21 protein-coding genes, 2 tRNA genes and 2 pseudogenes are annotated in these 20,968 nt (G+C 72.6%); 5 read left to right on the plus strand and 20 right to left on the minus strand.

Annotated elements, in window-relative coordinates:
• Positions 1-7: 7 nt before the first annotated feature.
• The 8 genes and pseudogenes from rpmF to E6W39_RS15155 all read right to left on the minus strand — a co-directional run bounded on the left by rpmF (position 8) and on the right by E6W39_RS15155 (position 7,910).
• A complete protein-coding gene (gene rpmF, locus E6W39_RS15120) occupies positions 8-181 on the minus strand; it encodes a 50S ribosomal protein L32 (RefSeq protein WP_101382349.1) in 174 nt (57 codons plus the stop codon).
• 2 nt (positions 182-183) lie between these two features.
• On the minus strand, positions 184-816 hold the full coding sequence (locus tag E6W39_RS15125; protein ID WP_141633979.1) for a YceD family protein: 633 nt from the start codon (positions 814-816) through the stop codon (positions 184-186).
• A 178-nt stretch (positions 817-994) separates the two neighbouring features.
• Positions 995-2,142, minus strand: a pseudogene (locus E6W39_RS15130) (ATP synthase F0 subunit B).
• 71 nt (positions 2,143-2,213) lie between these two features.
• On the minus strand, positions 2,214-2,705 hold the full coding sequence (gene coaD / locus E6W39_RS15135) for a pantetheine-phosphate adenylyltransferase (protein ID WP_101382346.1): 492 nt from the start codon (positions 2,703-2,705) through the stop codon (positions 2,214-2,216).
• Between the two features lie 59 nt (positions 2,706-2,764).
• Positions 2,765-3,475: a 16S rRNA (guanine(966)-N(2))-methyltransferase RsmD gene (rsmD, locus tag E6W39_RS15140; RefSeq protein ID WP_267286755.1), complete on the minus strand. Its 711-nt coding sequence runs from the start codon at positions 3,473-3,475 to the stop codon at positions 2,765-2,767.
• Entirely contained in the window at positions 3,400-3,909 is a 510-nt protein-coding gene (locus E6W39_RS15145; RefSeq protein WP_141633981.1) for a hypothetical protein, read from the minus strand. The genes rsmD and E6W39_RS15145 overlap by 76 nt, the downstream gene beginning before the upstream one ends.
• Positions 3,910-4,023: 114 nt before the next feature.
• Complete coding sequence (recG, locus tag E6W39_RS15150) at positions 4,024-6,246, minus strand: ATP-dependent DNA helicase RecG (RefSeq protein WP_141633982.1); 2,223 nt, start codon at positions 6,244-6,246, stop codon at positions 4,024-4,026.
• A gap of 41 nt (positions 6,247-6,287) precedes the next feature.
• Positions 6,288-7,910, minus strand: a complete 1,623-nt coding sequence (locus E6W39_RS15155) for a DAK2 domain-containing protein (protein WP_141633983.1) — start codon at positions 7,908-7,910, stop codon at positions 6,288-6,290.
• A 285-nt stretch (positions 7,911-8,195) separates the two neighbouring features.
• On the opposite strand from E6W39_RS15155, the gene rpmB reads away from it, so the two are divergent.
• Positions 8,196-8,381, plus strand: coding sequence for a 50S ribosomal protein L28 (rpmB, locus tag E6W39_RS15160; RefSeq protein WP_035846000.1), 186 nt, complete (start codon positions 8,196-8,198; stop codon positions 8,379-8,381).
• Positions 8,382-8,540: 159 nt separating this feature from the next.
• Here the strand turns inward: rpmB and thiD are convergent, their stop codons facing one another.
• The 3 genes from thiD to E6W39_RS15175 form a co-directional block, all read right to left on the minus strand.
• Positions 8,541-9,341 (minus strand): bifunctional hydroxymethylpyrimidine kinase/phosphomethylpyrimidine kinase, encoded by an 801-nt coding sequence (gene thiD / locus E6W39_RS15165; RefSeq protein WP_141633984.1) that lies wholly within the window; start codon positions 9,339-9,341, stop codon positions 8,541-8,543.
• 61 nt (positions 9,342-9,402) lie between these two features.
• A complete protein-coding gene (locus tag E6W39_RS15170; protein ID WP_141633985.1) occupies positions 9,403-10,428 on the minus strand; it encodes a 6-phosphofructokinase in 1,026 nt (341 codons plus the stop codon).
• Positions 10,429-10,447: 19 nt separating this feature from the next.
• Positions 10,448-11,413: a thiamine-phosphate kinase gene (locus E6W39_RS15175; RefSeq protein WP_141633986.1), complete on the minus strand. Its 966-nt coding sequence runs from the start codon at positions 11,411-11,413 to the stop codon at positions 10,448-10,450.
• A gap of 238 nt (positions 11,414-11,651) precedes the next feature.
• Here E6W39_RS15175 and E6W39_RS15180 point away from each other — a divergent pair, with 238 nt between their 5' ends.
• A complete protein-coding gene (locus E6W39_RS15180; protein ID WP_141633987.1) occupies positions 11,652-11,885 on the plus strand; it encodes an Lrp/AsnC family transcriptional regulator in 234 nt (77 codons plus the stop codon).
• Positions 11,886-11,961: 76 nt separating this feature from the next.
• On the opposite strand, the gene E6W39_RS15185 is transcribed toward E6W39_RS15180, so the two are convergent.
• Genes E6W39_RS15185 through E6W39_RS15195 form a run of 3 tightly spaced genes read right to left on the minus strand, consistent with a single transcriptional unit; the run spans position 11,962 to position 15,063 of the window.
• Entirely contained in the window at positions 11,962-13,104 is a 1,143-nt protein-coding gene (locus tag E6W39_RS15185; protein WP_141633988.1) for a D-alanine--D-alanine ligase family protein, read from the minus strand.
• A gap of 54 nt (positions 13,105-13,158) precedes the next feature.
• Positions 13,159-14,160 (minus strand): NAD(P)H-dependent glycerol-3-phosphate dehydrogenase, encoded by a 1,002-nt coding sequence (locus tag E6W39_RS15190; RefSeq protein ID WP_141633989.1) that lies wholly within the window; start codon positions 14,158-14,160, stop codon positions 13,159-13,161.
• Positions 14,161-15,063: a lysophospholipid acyltransferase family protein gene (locus tag E6W39_RS15195; RefSeq protein WP_141633990.1), complete on the minus strand. Its 903-nt coding sequence runs from the start codon at positions 15,061-15,063 to the stop codon at positions 14,161-14,163.
• A 142-nt stretch (positions 15,064-15,205) separates the two neighbouring features.
• Between E6W39_RS15195 and cofC the strand changes: the two genes are divergently transcribed.
• Both cofC and E6W39_RS15205 read left to right on the plus strand, forming a co-directional pair.
• Positions 15,206-15,883, plus strand: coding sequence for a 2-phospho-L-lactate guanylyltransferase (gene cofC, locus E6W39_RS15200; RefSeq protein ID WP_141633991.1), 678 nt, complete (start codon positions 15,206-15,208; stop codon positions 15,881-15,883).
• 72 nt (positions 15,884-15,955) lie between these two features.
• A complete protein-coding gene (locus E6W39_RS15205) occupies positions 15,956-16,177 on the plus strand; it encodes a hypothetical protein (protein ID WP_101385285.1) in 222 nt (73 codons plus the stop codon).
• A 153-nt stretch (positions 16,178-16,330) separates the two neighbouring features.
• Here the strand turns inward: E6W39_RS15205 and E6W39_RS15210 are convergent.
• The 4 genes and pseudogenes from E6W39_RS15210 to leuC all read right to left on the minus strand — a co-directional run bounded on the left by E6W39_RS15210 (position 16,331) and on the right by leuC (position 19,691).
• Positions 16,331-17,010 (minus strand): annotated as a pseudogene (locus tag E6W39_RS15210) (HU family DNA-binding protein).
• A 75-nt stretch (positions 17,011-17,085) separates the two neighbouring features.
• Complete coding sequence (locus E6W39_RS15215) at positions 17,086-17,499, minus strand: SCO5555 family protein (RefSeq protein WP_407658390.1); 414 nt, start codon at positions 17,497-17,499, stop codon at positions 17,086-17,088.
• Between the two features lie 170 nt (positions 17,500-17,669).
• A complete protein-coding gene (leuD, locus tag E6W39_RS15220) occupies positions 17,670-18,266 on the minus strand; it encodes a 3-isopropylmalate dehydratase small subunit (protein ID WP_141633992.1) in 597 nt (198 codons plus the stop codon).
• 3 nt (positions 18,267-18,269) lie between these two features.
• Positions 18,270-19,691, minus strand: coding sequence for a 3-isopropylmalate dehydratase large subunit (gene leuC, locus E6W39_RS15225; RefSeq protein WP_141633993.1), 1,422 nt, complete (start codon positions 19,689-19,691; stop codon positions 18,270-18,272).
• Between the two features lie 151 nt (positions 19,692-19,842).
• Here leuC and E6W39_RS15230 point away from each other — a divergent pair, with 151 nt between their 5' ends.
• Positions 19,843-20,556: an IclR family transcriptional regulator gene (locus E6W39_RS15230; RefSeq protein ID WP_101382330.1), complete on the plus strand. Its 714-nt coding sequence runs from the start codon at positions 19,843-19,845 to the stop codon at positions 20,554-20,556.
• Between the two features lie 181 nt (positions 20,557-20,737).
• Here the strand turns inward: E6W39_RS15230 and E6W39_RS15235 are convergent.
• Both E6W39_RS15235 and E6W39_RS15240 read right to left on the minus strand, forming a co-directional pair.
• A tRNA-Gln gene (locus E6W39_RS15235) sits at positions 20,738-20,812 on the minus strand.
• 57 nt (positions 20,813-20,869) lie between these two features.
• Positions 20,870-20,942, minus strand: a tRNA-Glu gene (locus tag E6W39_RS15240).
• Positions 20,943-20,968 lie beyond the last annotated feature (26 nt).

Consider the following 20,968-nt stretch of genomic DNA (forward strand, 5'->3'; position numbering starts at 1 on the left):
CCGCCGATCAGACCGAGAGGACCTGGCGACGGTTGTACGTGCCGCAGCTCGGGCACGCGATGTGCGCAAGCTTCGGCTCGTGGCAGCGGTCGCACGCGACGAGCGCGGGGACGGCAGCCTTCCAGTTGCTACGGCGGTGGCGCGTGTTGCTGCGCGACATCTTCCGCTTCGGAACAGCCACGGCTACTTCTCCTGGTTCTCGGCGAGACCCTCACGGGTGTCGCTGTTCTCGTCACCCTCGTCGCCGTGGCCGGCGGAGAGTCCCTGCAGAGCCGCCCACCGGGGGTCGACGGCATCGTGGTGGTGGTCCGGGTCCTCGTTGAGCAGCGCCCCGCAAACGGAGCACAGGCCCAGGCAGTCTTCCCGGCACACCGGCTGCAGCGGCAGTGCGAGCACCACCGCGTCACGCAGCACCGGTTGCAGGTCGAAGAAATCGCCCTCCAACCGGTAAGTCTCATCCTCGTCCTCGTCGGACTCGTCGTCCTTGGAGGCCGCCCGGCCGCGCTCGTCGGTCTCCGGGTAGTAGTACAGCTCCTGGAACTCGACGTCGAGTTCGTCCTCGACCGGCTCCAGGCAGCGCACGCACTCGCCCGTCACATCGGCCTCGGCGGTGCCCGTGACGAGCACTCCCTCGACCACCGACTCCAGCCGCAGGTCCAGCGCGATCTCGCTGCCGACCGGAACGCCGATCACGTCCTCGATGCCGAAGCCCTCGGGCGCCGGAAGGGTGCGGGACACCTGGCGCATCGAGCCGGGGCGACGGCCGAGCTCATGCGTGTCGAACACGAGCGGGTCGCGATGGTCGAGGCGGTTCACGGTTCCTGACTTCCTGGCGGCGGGCGCATCCCTGCGGCGCGCGGTGGGGGCGGTGTGGTCCGGGTCACGCACGAGGGGTGCGCGGGCAGCCGAACGGTCCGGCAATCAAAGGGCCGGAGTGGTCAGCGTACCCGAGGTCGGGCCCAGGCCCAACTTCGCACCCCTGGACGCCATCGGCTCAGCGGCCGCCGAGCTCGCGCAGCCTGGTCATGTCGATCATGCTGGTGTCGAAGAAGCTGGTCTCGTCCAGGGCCGGCTGCTGGGCGGCGCCCTGCTGGTAGCCCTGGTACTGCTGCGGCTGGTAGCCGGGCTGCGGGGGACCTGGTAGCCGCCGGCCGGCTCCGGGTAGCCGGCGCCGTAGCCGGCCGCGTACGGGTCGGCGTGCTCGGGCTGCTGGTAGCCGTACTGGCCGTGGCCGTAGGCCGCCGCGGCGGGGTCGTAGGCGCCGCCGTACGGATCCTGGTACTCCCCGCCCGGGTAGCCGGCCACGGCCGGCTGCTGGGCCGGATAGCCGCCCTGCTCGGCGCTCTGCGGCCACCCGCCCTCGGTGGCGCCCTGCTGCCCCGGCCAGGCCGCGGCGGCCGGCGGCTGCTCCGGCTCGCGGTACCAGGGCCGCTCCTCTTCGCCGTCCCCGGCGAAGCCGGCGGCCACCGCCTCGGCCCGGTCCTTCTGCTCCTGCGCCTCGTCGGCGAGGGCGAGGTAGGCGGCGAGCTCGTCGATCGGCTTCTTGCCGAGCAGCTTGTCGCGGCCCCGGCCGACCGCCTCCAGGGTGCCGCTGAGCACCGTCTGCAGGGTGGCCAGCTTGGCGTCGACGTACTCGTCGACCTCCGGGCTGGGGCTGGTGTGCGGCTGGAACTCCTCGCCGTCCTCGGCCTCGTAGCCGCCCGCGCCGCGCAGCTTGTCGCGGCCGCGGCCGACCGCGCCGAGCGTCTTGGTGAGCACCACCTCGAAGTTGGCCAGCTTCGAGTCGACGTAGTCGTCGGCCTCCTGGCGCTTGACCGCGACCTCCTCGCGGGCCTCGGCCAGGATCGTGTCGGCCTCGGCCTGGGCCCGGCGGACCACCTCGGTGTCGGAGATCAGCGAGCCGCGCTCGGCGTGCGCGCCCTGGATGATCCGCTCGGCCTCCCCGCGGGCGTCGGCCACCATCTGCTCGTGGTCCGCCATCACGGACTGCGCCTGCGCGAGCTCGGCGGGCAGCCCCTCGCGCAGCTCGCGCAGCAGTGCGACCAGCTCGGCCCGGTTCACCACACAGGACGCCGACATGGGCATCGACCTGGCGCTCTCGACCACGCCGATGATCTCGTCGACTCTGTTCTGCACGTCCACGGGGCTTCCGTCTTTCCGTGAGTACCGCGGGGCGGGGATACCGACTGTACGTCAGAATCCCCGCCCCCTCCTCACTGCGCGGCGGCCCGCTCGGCGATGCGGTCCACCAGGCGGCGGTGCACCGTGGGGGGGATCAGGTGCGAGACGTCCCGCCCGTAGCCGGCGACCTCCTTGACCAGGGTCGACGAGAGGAAGCTGTAGGTCGGCGAGGTGGGCATGAACAGGGTGTCCACGCCGGTCAGGCCGCGGTTCATCTGCGCCATCTGCAGCTCGAAGTCGAAGTCGCTGACCGCGCGCAGGCCCCTGACGATGGCGGGGATGTCGCGCTCCAGGCAGAAGTCCACCAGCAGGCCCTGGTGCGACTCGGCCTTGACGTTGCCGTACGCCGCGCAGGTCTCCTCGATCATCTCGATCCGCTCCTCGACGCTGAACAGCCCCCGCTTGTTCGGGTTGATCAGCACCGCGACGTACACCTCGTCGTAGAGCTTGGAGGCCCGTTCGATGATGTCGAGGTGCCCGTTGGTGATCGGGTCGAAGGACCCCGGACAGACGGCGCGGCGCATTTCGGTGGTGTCCCTTTCGGCAGGTCGCTGGTCGCTGCGGAGCTCGGCGGGGGCGGGCCTCAGACGGCCTGTCCGTACCAGAGCGTGCCCTCGCCGTAGCGGCGGGAGCGGAGCGCGTCGAATCCCCCGGGCCAGGCGAACTCGCCGCCCCGGGTGCTGCGTTCCACGGTGACGAGTGCGTCGTCCGTGATCCAGCCCCCAGCCCGTAGTGTGATCAGCATCTCGCGCACCTCGGCGTCGGTCACCGCGTACGGCGGGTCCAGGAAGACCAGGTCGAACGGGGTCTGCGGCGCCGGGCCGGCCACCACCCGCTCGGCCCGCTCGGCCCGCACCTCGGCGCCGGGCAGGCCGACCGTCTTCACATTGGCCCGGACCACCCGGGCCGCCGCCGCGTCCGCCTCCACCAGCAGCACCTGCGCGGCGCCCCGGGAGAGCGCCTCCAGGCCGACCGCGCCGGAGCCGGCGTACAGGTCGAGCAGCCGGGCCCCGGTCAGGGTGCCGCGCAGCGACTCCAGGGTGGAGAACATCGCCTCACGGGCCTTGTCGGAAGTCGGCCGGGTGCCCCGGCCGGGCGGGACGGCCAGCCGGCGGCCGCCGGCCGCCCCGGCGATGACGCGGGTCATACCCATCCTTCGTGCGATCGGTCTCGGGTACGACCACGCTATACGGGGCGACCGGCGGCCCGGGCGACGGGTTACTCCTGCGGGGTTGCGCCGAGCAGGGCCGGCGAGGCGTACCGCGACCAGGACAGGCAGCCGTCCGGGGGGCAGTACTCGGGGCGGCGCGGGTCGTGGCCGAGCTCGCGCAGCTTGGTGCGGACGGAGTCGGGCGTGCGGCCGAAGCGGGCGGCGATCCGGGCGATGGTCTCGCCCTCGTGGAACCGCCGGGTCAGCTCCTCCTCGTGCTGCGGCACCCAGGGGGCGCCGTGGCCGGGGTAGAGCTCGCGCAGCACATCGCGGTCGGGGATCGGCTCGGAGACGTCGGCCACGATCGCCAGTGCGCGCAGCGCCCGGTTGAGGGCGATCCGCAGGTTGGCGACGTCCTCCACCGGGAGGCGCAGCCGACCGCTGGCCAGCGGGGTGGCCGCGGCCCCCTCGCGCCAGCCGGTCAGGGTGAGGGTGACCTCGCGGTCGTCGTCGCTGGCCAGTTCGACCCGGAAGACCTTGTCGCCCAGCGGAAGCTCGTTGAGATGACGGAATGCCATGTGAGAACCCCCAAGTGTCGCGCCAGGAACGCATGTTGGCTGCGTCCTGAACACCTTCATTCTCCCTCGGGGCACTGACAATCCGGCCTGCCCGGCCTGCCGCGAAGGGCCCGGTCAGCCCTTCTCCAGATAGGCCGCGCGGTCCTCGTCCAACAGCCCGGCCAGCTCGGCGCGCAGATCCTGATGGTCCGTCAACTCCGGGTCGGCGGCGACCAGTCGGGCCGCCTCCTCACGGGCCGCGGCGATCACCTCCTCGTCGTCCAGCACCGAGAGCACCTTGAGCGAGGAGCGCACGCCGGACTGGGCCTGGCCCAGCACATCGCCCTCGCGGCGCTGCTCCAGGTCGATCCGGGAGAGCTCGAACCCGTCCAGGGTGCCGGCCACCGCGTCCAGCCGGGCCCGCGCGGCGGAGCCGGCCGGCATCTCGCTGACCAGCAGGCACAGGCCCGGCGCGCTGCCCCGGCCCACCCGGCCGCGCAGCTGGTGCAGCTGGGAGACCCCGAACCGGTCGGCGTCCATGATCACCATCGCGGTGGAGTTGGGCACGTTGACGCCCACCTCGATCACCGTGGTGGCGACCAGCACGTCGACCTGGCCGGCCGCGAACCGGCGCATCACGTCGTCCTTCAGCTCCGGGGCGAGGCGGCCGTGCAGGATCTCCAGCCGCAGCCCGGCCAGCGGGCCCTTGGCCAGCATCTCGGCGGTCTCCACCACTGAGAGCGGCGGACGCCGCTCGTCACTGCCCGCGCCGGTGTCCTCGCCCGTCAACTCCTCCAGGTCCTCGGGGGCCTTGCGCTTCTTCTTCGCCGCCTTGGGGTCGTCCTCCTCGTCGCCGATCCGCGGGCAGACCACATAGGCCTGGTGGCCCTTGGCCACCTCCTCGCGGACCCGCTCCCAGGCCCGGGCGAGGAAGTTGGGCTTCTCCAGGGCCGGCACCACATGGCTGGAGATCGGCGAACGGCCGGCCGGCAGCTGGTCCAGCACCGAGGTCTCCAGGTCACCGAAGACCGTCATCGCGACCGTGCGCGGGATCGGGGTGGCGGTCATCACCAGCAGGTGCGGCGGCTGGCCGCCCTTGGCGCGCAGCGCGTCCCGCTGCTCCACGCCGAACCGGTGCTGCTCGTCCACCACCACCAGGCCGAGGTCCTGGAACTGCACCTTGTCCTCGATCAGGGCATGGGTGCCGATGGTGATCCCGGCGTTGCCGCAGGCCATGTCGGAGAGCATCCTGCGGCGGGCCGGCATGCCCATCGATCCGGTCAGCAGCGCCACCTTGGTGCCGATCTCCGCCCCGCCGAGCATCCCCGCCTCGGCCAACTCCCCCATCATCTCCACGATCGAGCGGTGGTGCTGCTGGGCCAGCACCTCGGTGGGCGCCAGCAGCACCGCCTGCCCGCCGGCGTCCACCACGGCGAGCATCGCGCGCAGCGCCACCAGCGTCTTCCCCGAACCGACCTCGCCCTGCAGCAGCCGGTGCATCGGGTGCTCGGAGGCCAGGTCGGCGAAGATCTCCTGGCCGACCGCCTGCTGGCCCGCGGTCAGGGTGAACGGCAGCTTGGCGTCGAAGGCCTCCAGCAGGCCGCCGGTGCGCACCGGGCGGGGCTTGGCCGGCAGTGCCCCGGCGGCGGCCCGGCGCTGGGCCAGCGCGATCTGCAGCACGAAGGCCTCGTCCCACCGCAGCCGGTCCTTGGCCCGCTCCAACTCGCCCCGGCTGCGCGGGCGGTGGATCAGCTCCAGGGCCTCGGGCAGCCCGATCAGGCCGCGGTCGGCGCGCAGTTCGGCGGGCAGCGGTTCGCCGACCTCGTCGAGCCGGGTGTCCAGGGCCAGTTCGACCGCCTTGGCCAGCTTCCAGCTGGGCAGTTGGGCGCTGGCCGGGTAGACCGGGATCAGCCGGCCGGCGAACTGCTTCGCGGTGCTGGAATCGGCCTCCTCGTCGAGGAGCTGGTAGTCCGGCGAGGCCAGCTGCCTGGTCCGGTTGAACAGCCCGACCTTGCCCGCGAACAGGCCCTGGGCGCCCGGCCGCAGCTCCTTCTGCCGCCAGCCCTGGTTGAAGAAGACCAGGGTGAGCTTGCTGCGCCCGTCGGTGACGATCACTTCGAGGCGGTCGCCCTTGCGGCCGCGGAACGGGATCAGCGTCACCTTCTCGATCCGGGCCAGCACGGTGACGTGCTCGTCCACCTGGAGGTCGTCCAGGCTGGTCAGCTCGCCGCGCTCGGCGTACCGGCGCGGGTAGTGGTGCAGCAGGTCGCCGACCGTGCGCAGCTTGAGGCTGTCGGCGAGCACCTTCGCGGTGCGGTCGCCGACCAGCTTGGTCAGGGGTTCGTCGAGAGCGGCCATCACGCCCTATGGAACACCACGGAACGGACAGCCGGGCGGCACTACTCGACCCCGATGAGCAGCGGCGCGCACTCCGGGCCGCCCTCGAAGACCGACACGTCGACCTCCGGGCGCTGCCGCCGGGCGTGCGCCACCAGCCGGTCGGCCAGCCCCTGCGGGGCGCCGTCGCCGAGCACCAGGGTGACCAGCTCGCCGCCGGCCGCCAGCATCCGGCTCAGCACCTCGGCGCCGGTCTCGGCGATCCCGGTGCCGATCACCGCCACGTCCCCGTCGATCAGGCCGAGCACGTCGCCGGCCTGGCAGACCCCGGCCATCGTCCAGGACTGCCCCTCGGCGATCGCCAGCTCGGCGTAGCGGGTGGCGCCGGCCGCGGAGGTCATCGCCACCACGTCCTCGTCGAACCGGCGGCCGGCCTCGTGCACCGCGAGCGCGGCCAGGCCCTGCACCGGCGAGCGGGTCGGCAGCACCGCGATCCGCAGGCCCTCCTCGCGCAGCTGATCGGCGGCGGCGCCGGCGCCGGCCCGCAGCTCCGGGTCGTTGAGCAGCAGGATCACCTCGCGGGCCGCGCAGCGGCGGACCGCCTCGACCAGCTCGCTGCTGGACGGCGGGGCGTCCGGGTCGGCGGGCAGCACCGCGGCGCCGGCCGAGCGGCACAGCTCGGCCAGGCCGGCCCCGGTCACCACGCTGAGCACCGCGCGCTCGGCGGCGGGCTCGGCGGCCGCCCCGCCGCGGGCCCCGGCGCGGGCCGCGGCCTCGGCGAAGTGGGTGATCCGGATCCGGTGCGGGCGGCCCGCCTCGACGCCTGCCTCCACCGCGGCGCCGGCGTCGTCCACGTGGACGTGCACGTTCCACAGCCCGTCGCCGCCGCCGACCACCAGCGAGTCGCCGAGCCCGGCCAGCCGGGCCCGCAGCCGGGGCAGCGTCTCGTCCGGCGCGTCCAGCAGGTAGATCACCTCGAAGGCGGGGTGGCCGGGCAGCCGCTCGGGCTCGCCACAGGGAGCATGAGTGGGCGGCAGGTCCTCGCCGAGCGCCACCGGGCCCATCGGCTGCTGGCCGGCCACCGCGTCGGCCAGCGCGCCCAGCACCGCCACCAGGCCCCGGCCGCCGGCGTCCACCACCCCGGCCCGGGCCAGCACCGAGAGCTGCTCGGGGGTGCGCAGCAGGGCGTCGCGGGCGCTGCGGTGGGCGGCGCCGGCCACCTCGGCCAGCGGGCCCCGGGTGCGGGCGGCGTCCTGGGCGGCCTGGCCCGCGACGGTCAGCAGGGTGCCCTCGACCGGCTCGGAGACCGCCTGGTAGGCGGCCTCGGCGCCACGGACCAGGGCGTCGCGCAGCGCCTGCGGGCCGCCGCCGTCCGCCGCCAGCACCTCGGCCACCCCGCGCAGCAGCTGGGCCATGATCACCCCGGAGTTGCCCCGGGCGCCGATCAGCGCGCCGTCGGCCATCGCCCGCGCCGCCTGGCCCAGCGCGGGGGCCGCGGCGCCGTCGAAGCAGTGCTCCACGGCGGCGGTGGCGGACTCCACGGTCAGGTACAGGTTGGTCCCGGTGTCCCCGTCCGGTACCGGGTACACGTTCAGCGCGTCGATCTCCTCGCGGGCCTGGCCGAGGGCGGAGAGCGCGAGGCGGCACCAGGTGCGGACGGCGGGGGCGTCGAGCGTGTCCAGCACCGGGGCTCCTCGGGTGAACGGGACGGGAATCGGGGGTGGGCCTTTTGGGCAGGTTATCCAGGCCTGGGCAGGTTATCGCCGGTGGTGGCCCCGGTCCGCTGCGGGAGTGATCAAGCGACCGGCCATGGTAGTTTCGTGGAGGCGGAGCAGTCGTTGTATGCTGCTCCGGTTGCCTGGAACAAGCCGGGCTGCCCCCTTGACCCGATCAGGTCCACGCAGAGTGGTCCGGGTGGATCAGCCGGGGTTTTCGAACGTAATTGATTCTGAAGTCTTGGAGTGACTCCTGTGGCTGCCAACTGCGACGTCTGCGGCAAGGGGCCGGGCTTCGGCAACAACATCTCCCACTCGCACCGCCGTACCCGCCGTCGTTGGAACCCCAACATCCAGACGGTGCGCGCTGTGATCGGGCGTACGCCGAAGCGGCTCAACGTGTGCACCTCGTGCATCAAGGCCGGTAAGGTCTCGCGCTGACGCGCAGACCGGTACGCCGGTCCTCTTTCAGCAGGCCGGTCCATCCTCGCGGATGGGCCGGCCTGCTGCTTTTCCCGGAAATGCCGGCCGGTGCCGGAGCCCGGCCGGCCAGTGACGCATCCTGGCCGGTGCCGGGTCCCGGCTAGTGACGGGTCCCGGCTAGTGACGGGTCCGCCACCCGTGGTCGACCGGGCCGATCCCGGCGCCGAGCGCGAAGCCGCCGCGGATCGCACCGGTGACGTACTCCTTGGCCGCCGCCACCGCCTCCGGCATCGGGCTGCCCTTGGCGAGCTCGGCGGCGATCGCGCTGGCCAGCGTGCAGCCGGTGCCGTGGGTGTGCCGGTTGTCGTACCGCGGCGACCGGAACCAGTACTCCTCGCCGTCCCGGCCGGCCAGCAGGTCGGCGGCCTCCCCCGGCAGGTGCCCGCCCTTGACCAGCACCCAGCGCGGGCCGTGCGCCAGCAGGGCGTCGGCGGCCGGGCGCATCTCGCCCTCCTCCAGCACCGTGATGCCGGTGAGCTGCGCCACCTCGTGCAGGTTGGGGGTGGCCAGGGTGGCGTGCGGCAGCAGCCGGTCCCGGACGGTGGCCACCGCCTCGGCGGCCAGCAGCGGATCGCCGTGCTTGGAGACGCCGACCGGGTCCACCACGACCGGGGCGGGGCAGTCGGCGAGCAGCTCGGCGACCGTCTCCACCAGCGTCACCGAGGCCAGCATCCCGGTCTTGACGGCCTGCACCCCGATGTCGTCCACCACACTGCGGTACTGCGCCCGCACCGCCTCGGCGGGCAGCTCCCAGTAGCCCTGGACGCCGAGCGAGTTCTGCGCGGTGACGGCGGTGAGCACGCTCATCCCGTGCACGCCGAGGGCCAGCATGGTCTTCAGGTCGGCCTGGATGCCGGCGCCGCCGCCCGAGTCGGAGCCGGCGATGGTGAGGACCCGTGGGGGTGCGGAAACGGCCATGCCCCTAATCTAGCCGCGCCCCGCGAGCTGCCCGGACCGGCCCGACGCCTCGGGACCCGGCTCAGAGCACCGACTCGCACTCCGCCCACAGCTCGGGCGGCACGGTCTTCAGCCGGGTGATCGCCTCCTCCACCGGCACCAGCTTGATCTCGGTGTTGCGCAGCGCGGTGAAGTGGCCGAACAGGCCCTGGTGGACGGCCTCCACGGCGTGCCAGCCGAACCGGGTGGCCAGCACCCGGTCCCGGGCCGTGGGGGTGCCGCCGCGCTGGGTGTGGCCGAGGATCACCGGGCGGGCCTCCTTGCCGAGCAGGTCCTCCAGCTCGTCGGCCAGCCGGGTGCCGATGCCGCCGAAGGTGCGGTGCCCGAACTGGTCGACCCCGCCGTGGTCGAAGAGCATGGTGCCGGGCACCGGGACGGCGCCCTCGGCCACCGCGACGATGGCGAACTTCTTGCCGCGGGCGAACCGCTCCTCGATCATCCGGGCCACCGTCTCGATGTCGAACGGCTTCTCCGGGATCAGGATGCCGTGCGCGCCGCCGGCGATGCCGGCGGTCAACGCGATCCAGCCGGTGTGCCGGCCCATCAGCTCGACCACCAGCACCCGCTGGTGGGATTCGGCGGTGGTCTTCAGCCGGTCGATCGCCTCGGTGGCGACGTGCACCGCGGTGTCGAAGCCGAAGGTGGCGTCGGTGGCGTCGATGTCGTTGTCGATGGTCTTGGGCACCCCGACCACGGGCAGCCCGGCGTCGCTGAACTTCCGGGCGGCGGCCAGGGTGCCCTCGCCGCCGATGGCGATCAGCGCGTCGATGCCCAGGTCGGCGGCCAGCTGATGGGCGTGCGCCACCGCCCAGTCGATCTTCTCCCGGTGCACCCGGGCGGAACCGAGGATGGTGCCCCCCAGGGTGAGCAGACCGGTGACGTCGTCGTGCCCGACCACCCGGGCGCGGCCCTCGATCAGGCCGCGGAACCCGTCCTCGATGCCCAGGATCTCGTCACCGTGCACATCGAGACCCCGGTGCACCACCGATCGGATCACCGCGTTCAGCCCGGGACAGTCACCACCGCTGGTAAGGACACCGATACGCATGGTGGCCAGGTTAGCCAGCTCAGTCGGCGAAGTGGTCCCAACCGGCCGTGCGGTTCCAGGGCGCGCCGTCGACGGTGACCCGGCCCCGGGTGCCGGGGCGGGCCTTGTCGGCGACCTTGCCGACCACCCGCCAGCGGGCCGGCAGCTGCGCGCCGGCCGGGAAGGTGGCCGCGATCGCGTGGTCCTCGCCGCCGGAGAGCACCCAGACCAGCGGGTCCACCCCGACCGCCTGCCCGATGTCGGCCATCTGCGCGGGGACGTCGAAATCGGCGGCCCGCAGGTCGATGTCCACCCCGCTGGCGGCCGCGACATGGCCCAGGTCGGCCACCAGGCCGTCGCTCACGTCGACCATCGCGGTGGCGCCCAGCTCGCTGGCGGCCGGCCCGGCGTGGTACGGCGGCTCGGGGCGGCGGTGCGCCTCCACGAAGGCGCGCGGCGAGCGGAAGCCGCGGGCCAGCACGCTGAGCCCGGCGGCCGACCAGCCCAGCCAGCCGGTCACCGCGACCACGTCGCCCACCTGGGCGCCGGAGCGGGTCACCGGCGCCCGGCCCTGCAGGTCGCCCAGGGCGGTGATGGCCAGGGTGATGGTGTCGCCGCGCACCACGTCGCCGCCGACCACCGCGGCGCCGGCCACCTGGCACTCGTCGCGCAGACCGTCCATCAACTCGGTGGCCCAGGTGGTGGGCAGGTCGGCCGGCACCACCAGGCCGAGCAGCAGCGCGGTCGGCACCGCGCCCATCGCGGCGACGTCGGCCAGGTTCTGCGCGGCGGACTTGCGGCCCACGTCGTAGGCGGTGGACCAGTCCCGGCGGAAGTGCCGGCCCTCGATCAGCACGTCGGTGGTGGCGACCACCCGGCCGTCGGGCGCCTTCACCACGGCGGCGTCGTCGCCGGGGCCGAGCTCCACCGCCGGGGTCGGCGTCAGCCGGGCGGTGAGCTGACTGATCAGGCCGAACTCGCCGAGCTCGCCCACGGTCCCCTGCATCTGCCGTCCTCTCGCGCGTTTCCGGTGCGGTCACGGGAACGCGGCGCGCTCCCCGCGCGAAGCGTACGCCCACCGCGACGCGGCGGGTCTCCCCTACCGGGGCCGGGGCGCGGTAGCGTGGTGATCCAGTCTTCTTCCGTAGCGCCCCCGCGCCGCCACCCACCCTGCGCGGGGCGCGTTCGCTCGATGCGTCACCCCGGTAGTCGTGCACACCACCCCAGCCGCAGGGAGGTCCTCCGTGGTACAGGCATACATTCTGATCCAGACCGAAGTGGGCAAGGCCAGTGCAGTGGCCGAGACCATCGCCAAGATCGAGGGCGTCATCACGGCCGAGGACGTGACCGGTCCCTATGACGTGATCGTCCGCGCCGAGGCGGACAGCGTGGACGAGTTGGGCCGCATGGTGGTCGCGAAGATCCAGAAGGTCGACGGCATCACCCGGACGCTCACCTGCCCGGTGGTCCACATCTGACCCGCCCGGTCCGCTCCCGGCCGCCGCACCCGCTGTCCGGGTGCGGCGGCCGGGGGCTACCCGTGGGCGGCGGGGGTCAGCGCAGGCCGGTGGAGCGGCGCAGCGCGGCCTGCAGCAGCCGGTCGATCAGCTCGCCGTAGGGCACGCCGGTGGCCTCCCACATCTTCGGGTAGGCCGAGATCGGGGTGAAACCGGGCAGGGTGTTGACCTCGTTGACCACCCAGCGGCCGTCCTCCAGCAGGAAGAAGTCGACCCGGGCCAGGCCCTCGCAGCTGAGCGCCTCGAAGGCGGCCACCGCCTGGCGGCGGATCTCGGCGGTCTCCTCCTCGGTCAGGTCGGCGGGGATCCGCACCTCGGAGGAGTCGATGTACTTGGCCTCGAAGTCGTAGAACTCGTAGCCCTCGCCGACCAGCACCTCGGCCGGCAGGCTGGCCCGCGGGCCGTCCTCGAACTCCAGCACACCGCACTCGATCTCACGGCCCGCCAGCATCGCCTCGACGATCACCTTGGGGTCGTGCCGGCGGGCCTCGGCGATCGCACCGTCCAGCTCGGCCAGGTCCTTGACCTTGGTGATGCCGATGCTGGAGCCGGCCCGGCAGGGCTTGACGAAGACCGGCAGGCCGAGCGCGGCGACCCGCTCCCGGGCGGCGGCGCGGCCCTCCTCGCTCTCCCAGTCACGCGGCCGGATCATGGTGTACGGGCCGACGCCGATGCCGAACGACTGCAGCACCCGCTTGGTGTACTCCTTGTCCATGCCGACCGCGCTGGCCAGCACCCCGGAGCCGACGTACGGCACACCGGAGAGCTCCAGCAGGCCCTGCAGGGTGCCGTCCTCGCCCCACGGGCCGTGCAGCAGCGGCAGCACCACGTCGACCTCGCCGAGCACCTTGGGTGCGGCGCCGGGCTCGGTCCAGACCACCTCGCGGGAGGCCGGGCTGGCGGGCAGCGCCAGCTGGCCCTCGGCGGACTCGGCGACCCGCTCGACGTCGGGCATCTCGCCGCCCTCGATGGCCATCCGGTCGGGCTCGTCGCTGGTCAGCGCCCAGCGGCCCTCCTGGGTGATGCCGACCGGCAGCACCTCGTAGCGGTCGCGGTCGATCGCGCGCAGCACGCTGGCGGCGGTCACCACGGACACGCCGTGCTCGGAGGAGCGGCCGCCGAAGACGATCGCGACGCGCGGCTTTGCCGCCTGGCTCGGGGAGTGCGATTCGATGCTCATATCGAAGCCGAGACTACCGTGCGGTTGTTTCGATCCGGGTCAACGCGGTTCGGGTCAGCGCCGTTCGGGCTTCGCCGAGCGCGCCATCAGGTCCTTCATCACCGCGTGCGGCGGCCGGCCGTTGTGCACCACGTCGACCACGGCCGCCACGATCGGCATCTCGACGCCGTTGCGCCGGGCCAGGTCGAGCACCGACTCGCAGGACTTGACGCCCTCGGCGGTCTGCTTGGTGGCGGCGATGGTCTGCTCCAGGGTCATGCCGCGGCCCAGGTTGACGCCGAAGGTGTGGTTGCGGGAGAGCGGCGAGGAGCAGGTGGCCACCAGGTCGCCCATCCCGGCGAGGCCGGAGAAGGTCAGCGGGTCGGCGCCGAGCGCCACCCCGAGCCGGGTGATCTCGGCGAGCCCGCGCGTCATCAGGGTGGCCTTGGTGTTGTCGCCCAGACCCATCCCGTCGGCCATCCCGACCGCCAGGCCGATCACGTTCTTGACCGCCCCGCCGAGCTCGCAGCCGATCACGTCGGTGTTGGTGTACGGGCGGAAGTACGGTGTGTGGCAAGCCTGCTGGAGCCGCTGGGCGACCTTCTCGTCGGCGCAGGCGACCACGCTGGCGGCCGGCTGGCGCTTGGCGATCTCGGGCGCCAGGTTGGGTCCGGAGACCACCGCGACCCGGTCCGCGCCGACCCCGGCGACCTCGCGGATCACCTCGGTCATCCGCTTGACGGTGCCGAGTTCGATGCCCTTCATCAGCGAGACCAGCACGGTCCGCTCGCCGAGCAGCGGCGCCCAGGCGGCCAGGTTCTGCCGCAGCGTCTGGGACGGCACGGCGAGCACCGCGAAGTCGGCGCCCGCCAGCGCGACGGCCGGGTCGGTGGTCGCGGTGATGCCCTCCGGCAGCTCGATCCCGGGCAGGTACTCGGGGTTGGTGCGGGTGGCGTTGATGGTGTCCACCAGCTCCTTGCGGCGGCCCCACAGGCTCACCTCGCAGCCCGCGTCGGCCAGGATCATGGCGAACGGGGTGCCCCAGGAGCCGGTGCCGAAGACGGCGCAGCGGGTCATCTACTCGTTCTCCTCGTTCACGTTCTTCTCGTCCGCGCCCTTCGCGACGGCGGCGCTCTTCTCGGCGGCGTTCGTCTCGGCGGCGTTCTTCTCAGCGTTCTTGTCGGCGTTCTTGTCGGCGGCGGCGGCCTTCTTGGCCGCCGCGCTCTTCCTGGCCGCCTTGCGGAAGTCGTAGCGCTCGGCGGGGGCCTGCTCGCCGCGGATGTCCTCCAGCACCGCGGTGATCGCGGCCATGATCTCCTCGGTCGCCTCGCGCAGCACCTGGGTGGTCAACTCCTGCCCCTGGAACCGGCTCAGGTCGACCGGCGGACCGGCCTTGACGATCACCTTCTTGCGCGGGAAGAGGCTCACCTTGGCCTTGCCGCCGCCGAGTCCGCGACCGTAGGGCGGCACGACCTCATGGGCACCCCAGTGCGCGACCGGGATCACCGGCGCCCCGCTCATCAGCGCCACCCGGGCCGCACCGCTCTTGCCGGTCATCGGCCACAGCTGCGGATCCCGAGTGATCGTTCCTTCCGGGTAGAACTGGACCACCTGGCCGCGGTCGATCGCGTCGATGGCCGCCCGGAACGCCTGGGCGGCGTCGGTGGTGTCGCGGTAGACCGGGATCTGGCCGGTCTTGCGGAGCATGAAGCCGATGAACGGCAGGGTGAACAGCGAGGACTTCGCCAGAATGCGCGGCGGGCGGCCGCTGTTGTACTGGAAGTGCGCGTAGACCACCGGGTCGAAGGCCGAGTTGTGGTTCACCACGGTGATGAATCCGCCTCGCTCGGGGAAGTTCTCCCACCCCCGCCAGTCGGGCTTCACCAACGCGGTCAGCACCGGCTTCACCAGCACCGCGGCGAAGCGGTACCAGACTCCGTAGTCCGCGTTGCCGAATCGGGCGTACGAGCGGCGGGCCACCCCAGGTCCTCCTCGTGTGGTGCGGCAACGTGAGGTGCCGCGGTTTCATCGGGCTCGTTGGTCACTTCCGCCGGTCATCCTCGCACGGGGGTGCACTGGCGACCGTCGACGGGCCGACAGCAGAATGGCGACGATGCCGCCGATGACTCCTCCGCAGCCCGAACTGCCCGTGCCGCAGCCCACCGTACGCCCCGGCGCGCGGTGGAGCCTGGTCCTGCCGGTCAAGACGCTGGCCCGGGCGAAGACCCGGCTCGCGCCGTTCGCCGGGGCGCACCGGCCGCGGCTGGCGCTGGCCTTCGCCCTGGACACGGTGACGGCCGCGCTCGCCTGTCCGGCCGTCGCCCAGGTGCTGGTGGTCTCCAAGGACCGCGAGGCGGGGGCGGCGCTGGCCGCGCTCGGCGCGCTGGTGCTGGCCGACGAACCGGGCGACGGGCTCAACGAGGCGCTGTCGCACGGCGCGGACCAGGCGCGACGGCTGCGCCCCGACGCGCCCCTGGCCGCGCTCTCGGCCGACCTGCCGGCGCTGCGGGCGGCGGAGCTGACCCGGGTGCTGGGCGCGGTCCCGCCCGGGGAGCGCGCGTTCCTGGCGGACGCCCCGGGCGAGGGCACCACCCTGCTGGCCTGCGCCGAGGGCCGGCGCCTTGACCCGGCCTTCGGCGGCGCCTCCCGGCTGCGCCATGCGGCCGGCGGCGCCCGCGAGCTGATCCTGCCCGGTGTGCCGTCGGTGCGCCGGGACGTGGACACCGCCGCCGACCTGGCCGAGGCGCTGGCCCTCGGGGTCGGCCCGCACACCCGGGCGGCCGCCGCCGCACTGGTCTAGGGCCGCTCTTATGGCTCATGCCGGACGCCCTGACCCATGGGAGAGGCCCTGGGCAGCCCTATGCTGGGCGGCATGCAGGCCACCGCGTTCACCTTCGACCCCGCCACCCACGAGGGCTCCGTGCTGCTCGACGACGGCACCCCGGTGCCGTTCGACGCCGCCGCGTTCGAGGCGGGCGGCCTGCGGCTGCTGCGCCCCGGTCAGCGGGTGCGGATCCGCACCGAGGGCAGCGGGGAGCAGCGCCGCGTGGTGTTCGTCACGCTGCAGACCTTCCCTGACCCGCAGCAGGGCTGACGCCCCGTCAGCTGTCGGTCCGTCAGGAATGCTTCGGACACGCCACGAAACCGCCGCGGCGGCCCGTCCCTTGATCGGGAGCGGGCCGCCGCGGCGGTTTGCCGGGTCCTGCTTGACCTGCCACCGGATGCCTCAACGGCACCCGACCGTGCGTTACTTCGCGGCGGTCTTGCGCGCGGTGGTCTTGCGCGTGGTGGTCTTCTTCGCCGGGGCGGTCTTCTTGGCCGTGGTCTTGGCCGTGGTCTTGGCCGCGGTCGCCTTGGCGGTGGTGGTCTTCTTGGCCGCGGTCTTGGCCGTGGTCGCCTTCTTGGCAGCCGTGGCGGTGGTCTTCTTCGCCGCGGTGGTCTTGGCGGTGGTGGCCTTCTTCGCCGCGGTGGTCTTCTTGACGGCGGTCGCCTTCTTGGCAGCGGCCTTCTTCGCCGGAGCGGCCTCGGCGGCAGCCGCGGCGCGCTTGGTGGCGGCACGCTTGGCGGCGGCGGTGGCGGCGACGCCGGCCTTGCCCGGGGTCAGCGAGCCCTTGGGGCCTTCTTGACCGAGGGGCCTTCCTTCGGGAGCTTCTTGCTGCCGCTGACCAGGTCCTTGAAGCCCTGGCCGGGGCGGAAGCGCGGCACCGCGGTCTTCTTGACCTTGACGCGCTCACCGGTCTGCGGGTTGCGGGCGAAGCGCGCGGAGCGCTCCACCTTCTCGAAGGTGCCGAACCCGGTGACCGAGACCCGGTCACCGGCCACAACGGCACGCACCATGGTGTCGAGCACTGCGTCGACGGCCTCTGCGGCAGCCTTGCGACCACCCAGCTGCTCGGCCACCGCTTCGACAAGCTGAGCCTTGTTCACGTCTTCCCCTTCAGAAACGGGCGCCGGATGATTCCATCCGTTCAATTCGCACGTTAGGCATGTATTTGCGGACTTTCAATTACCAAACGCGCGAATCACCCTAGTGTCGCAATGGATTTGCGCGTCTGTGACCTCAGCCGCGGGGCGGGTGCCCTCGTCCAGGTCATGCACAAAGCGACTCAACCGCCGTGCCGCCTCCGGGAGATCGCGCTTGGCGGTCTCGGTGACGATCAGCAGTTGCCGGGCGAGAGCGGTCTTTGCTTCAGCGGACACGTGGAGCGCGTGCACGCGGGCGTGAGCCTGCTTCAACCGCTCTGCCACTAGCGCGTAGAGCGCTGCGACTTCCGGGTCATCCGGCACCTCGTCGACGGCGTCGACGGAGGTCTCGATGTCCAGCCGATCGTCAATTCGACTCTCGGGATCCCGGGCCACGAACTCCGATGACGCGGGATCGCCGCCCGCGTACGGAGGTTCATGGTGCCGGTGCATGCTCTGATTGTGCCATCAACTCGGAGTTGTGACGCGCGGGCCCCGGTGTTCCGGCAAATCGACGCACTATCCGGGCCGCACTCCTGACCCGGTGTGAGGAGTGAACTCCCCCCCGCTACGAGCGATGGCCCGCTCCCCGGGAAGGGAACGGGCCATCGGATTGCGTGAGGTCAGGCAACCGGCTGGGTGCGGGGCTTGAAGCCCGGCCGGGACGCCTCGAACGCCGCGATGTCATCAGCGTTCTGCAGCGTGATGCTGATGTCGTCCAGGCCGTTGAGCAACCGCCAACGCACGTTCTCGTCCAGCTCGAACGGCGCAGTCACGCCCGCGGCGCGCACCTCGCGCGCCTCCAAGTCGACGGTGATCTCGGCATTCGGGTCGGCCTCGGTCAGCTCCCAGAGCCGCTCCACGGTCGCCTGCGGCAGCACCACGGTCAGCAGCCCGTTCTTCAGCGAGTTGCCGCGGAAGATATCGGCGAAGCGGGACGAGATCACCGCCTGGAAGCCGTAGTTCTGCAGCGCCCAGACCGCGTGTTCACGCGACGATCCGGTGCCGAACTCAGGCCCGGCCACCAGCACCGTGGCCCCCCGCCGCTCGGGCCGGTTCAGGATGAACGACTCGTCCCTGCGCCAGGCTTCGAACAGGCCGTCCTCAAAACCCGTGCGGGTGACCTTCTTGAGCCAATGGGCGGGGATGATCTGGTCGGTGTCCACGTTGCTGCGGCGCAGCGGAACGGCCCGACCGGTGTGGACGGTGAACTTCTCCATGGCTCAGACCTCCGCGGGGACGTTGGCGGTGAGATCGGCGGGTGCGGCCAGTCGGCCCAGCACCGCGGTGGCGGCGGCGACCTGCGGGGAGACCAGGTGGGTGCGGCCGCCCTTGCCCTGCCGGCCCTCGAAGTTGCGGTTCGAGGTGGAGGCGCAGCGCTCGCCGGGGGCGAGCTGGTCGGGGTTCATGCCCAGGCACATCGAGCAACCCGCGTGCCGCCATTCGGCGCCGGCCGCGGTGAACACCTTGTCCAGGCCCTCCTCGACGGCCTGCAGGGCGACCCGCACCGAGCCCGGGACCACCAGCATCCGTACGCCGTCGGCGACCTGGCGGCCCTCGATGACCGCCGCGGCGGCGCGCAGGTCCTCGATCCGGCCGTTGGTGCAGGAGCCGACGAAGACCGCGTCGACCGCGACCTCGCGCAGCGGGGTGCCGGCCGCCAGGCCCATGTAGGCCAGGGCGTTCTCGGCGGCGATCCGCTCCTGCGGGTCGGCGAAGCCGGCCGGGTCCGGCACGGCGGAGCCCAGCGGGGCGCCCTGGCCCGGGTTGGTGCCCCAGGTGACGAACGGCGTCAGCTCGCTCGCGTCGATCACGACCTCGGCGTCGAAGACCGCGTCCTCGTCGGTGGCCAGGGTCTGCCAGTACTCGACGGCCGCGTCCCAGTCGGCGCCCTGCGGGGCGTGCGGGCGGCCCTGGAGGTAGTCGAAGGTGGTCTGGTCCGGGGCGATCATGCCGGCCCGGGCGCCCGCCTCGATGGACATGTTGCAGATGGTCATCCGGGCCTCCATCGACAGGCTCCGGATGGCCGAGCCGCGGTACTCCAGGACGTAGCCCTGGCCGCCGCCGGTGCCGATCCTGGCGATGATCGCCAGGATCAGGTCCTTGGCGGTGACGCCCTCGGGCAGCTCGCCCTCGACCGTGATCGCCATGGTCCTGAACGGGGCCAGTGGCAGCGTCTGGGTGGCCAGCACGTGCTCGACCTGGCTGGTGCCGATGCCGAAGGCCAGGGCACCGAAGGCGCCGTGGGTGGAGGTGTGGGAATCGCCACAGACCACGGTCATGCCGGGCTGGGTCAGTCCCAGCTGCGGTCCCACCACGTGGACAACGCCCTGCTCGACGTCGCCCAGCGAGTGGATCCGGACACCGAACTCGGCGGCGTTGCGGCGCAGGGTCTCCAACTGCACCTTGGAGACCGGGTCGGCGATCGGCTTGTCGATGTCCAGGGTCGGGGTGTTGTGGTCCTCGGTGGCGATCGTGAGGTCGGTGCGGCGGACCGGGCGGCCGGCCAGGCGGAGGCCGTCGAAGGCCTGCGGGCTGGTCACCTCGTGCAGCAGGTGGAGGTCGATGTAGAGCAGGTCGGGCTCGCCCTCGGCGCGCCGGACGACATGGTCGTCCCAGACCTTCTCTGCCAGTGTCCGTCCCATCGCGTTCCCTCCAGCCGGCCGCTCTGCCGGCCTGATCGTGGTCGTGGGGGTGCCCGTTCTCCGGGGGTTTGTCCCGGACTGCTTCCCAGAGTGACGCGTTTCGCGAGAGTTTGAACTTGCGTCTCGCCTACTGAGACTGCAGTATCGTTGCATGGACAACACTAGCGGCGTCGGCGTTCTCGACAAGGCCGCTCTGGTGCTCAGCGCACTGGAGTCGGGCCCCGCCACGTTGGCGGGGCTGGTCGCCGCCACCGGTCTGGCGCGGCCCACGGCCCACAGGCTCGCCGTCGCACTCGAACACCACCGCCTGGTCACCAGGGACATGCAGGGCCGGTTCATCCTCGGCCCCCGACTCGCCGAACTCTCCGCCGCCGCGGGCGAGGACCGGCTGCTCGCCACCGCGGGCCCGGTGCTGACCCACCTGCGCGACGTCACCGGCGAGAGCGCGCAGCTCTACCGCCGCCAGGGCGAGATGCGGATCTGCGTCGCGGCCGCCGAGCGGCTCTCCGGTCTGCGGGACACCGTCCCGGTGGGCTCCACGCTGCCGATGAAGGCCGGGTCGGCCGCCCAGGTGCTGCTGGCCTGGGAGGAGCCCGAGCGGCTGCACCGCGGCCTGCAGGGCGCCCGGTTCACCGCGACGGCGCTGAGCGGTGTGCGGCGGCGCGGCTGGGCGCAGTCGATCGGCGAGCGGGAGCCCGGCGTGGCGTCCGTCTCCGCACCGGTTCGCGGGCCCTCCAACCGGGTGGTGGCGGCCGTCTCGGTCTCCGGGCCGATCGAGCGGCTGAGCCGCCACCCGGGCCGGCTGCACGCCCAGGCCATCGTGGAGGCCGCCAACCGCCTCAGCGAGGCGCTGCGGCGCGGCTGACCCGCGACGAACGGCAGCGGGGCCGCACACCGGTTCACGGTGTGCGGCCCCTCGCTTTTCCGCGGCCTTTTTGGTTCCTGCGGCCTTCTGGTTCCTGCGGCCTTCTCGTTCGGCCGCATCCCGGTTCCCGCCGACATCCCGGAAAACAAAAAAGCCCCCGCATCGGGGGCTTTCCATTCACTGGCTGGGATACCAGGACTCGAACCTAGACTAACTGAACCAGAATCAGTCGTGCTGCCAATTACACCATATCCCACAGCAATCGGCCGATGGCCCACGCCAAGGCGTAGGGCACCACCGGCCGACCTGCTCGTACCCCCGACCGGATTCGAACCGGCGCTACTGCCGTGAGAGGGCAGCGTGCTAGGCCGCTACACAACGGGGGCTTCCCTGCGATGCGGGACGGATCCCG

The organism is Kitasatospora acidiphila (assembly GCF_006636205.1).
In the GTDB taxonomy this organism is placed as follows: domain Bacteria; phylum Actinomycetota; class Actinomycetes; order Streptomycetales; family Streptomycetaceae; genus Kitasatospora; species Kitasatospora acidiphila.

Bases quoted from the DNA above. Each gene is read 5' to 3' on its own strand.
- coaD (WP_101382346.1), bottom strand. From the start codon at position 2,705: ATGCGCCGCGCCGTCTGTCCGGGGTCCTTCGACCCGATCACCAACGGG.
- E6W39_RS15145 (WP_141633981.1), bottom strand. From the start codon at position 3,909: ATGGCATTCCGTCATCTCAACGAGCTTCCGCTGGGCGACAAGGTCTTC.
- recG (WP_141633982.1), bottom strand. From the start codon at position 6,246: ATGGCCGCTCTCGACGAACCCCTGACCAAGCTGGTCGGCGACCGCACC.
- thiD (WP_141633984.1), bottom strand. From the start codon at position 9,341: ATGGCCGTTTCCGCACCCCCACGGGTCCTCACCATCGCCGGCTCCGAC.
- E6W39_RS15170 (WP_141633985.1), bottom strand. From the start codon at position 10,428: ATGCGTATCGGTGTCCTTACCAGCGGTGGTGACTGTCCCGGGCTGAAC.
- E6W39_RS15175 (WP_141633986.1), bottom strand. From the start codon at position 11,413: ATGCAGGGGACCGTGGGCGAGCTCGGCGAGTTCGGCCTGATCAGTCAG.
- E6W39_RS15185 (WP_141633988.1), bottom strand. From the start codon at position 13,104: ATGAGCATCGAATCGCACTCCCCGAGCCAGGCGGCAAAGCCGCGCGTC.
- E6W39_RS15190 (WP_141633989.1), bottom strand. From the start codon at position 14,160: ATGACCCGCTGCGCCGTCTTCGGCACCGGCTCCTGGGGCACCCCGTTC.
- cofC (WP_141633991.1), top strand. From the start codon at position 15,206: ATGACTCCTCCGCAGCCCGAACTGCCCGTGCCGCAGCCCACCGTACGC.
- E6W39_RS15205 (WP_101385285.1), top strand. From the start codon at position 15,956: ATGCAGGCCACCGCGTTCACCTTCGACCCCGCCACCCACGAGGGCTCC.
- E6W39_RS15215 (WP_407658390.1), bottom strand. From the start codon at position 17,499: ATGCACCGGCACCATGAACCTCCGTACGCGGGCGGCGATCCCGCGTCA.
- leuD (WP_141633992.1), bottom strand. From the start codon at position 18,266: ATGGAGAAGTTCACCGTCCACACCGGTCGGGCCGTTCCGCTGCGCCGC.
- leuC (WP_141633993.1), bottom strand. From the start codon at position 19,691: ATGGGACGGACACTGGCAGAGAAGGTCTGGGACGACCATGTCGTCCGG.
- E6W39_RS15230 (WP_101382330.1), top strand. From the start codon at position 19,843: ATGGACAACACTAGCGGCGTCGGCGTTCTCGACAAGGCCGCTCTGGTG.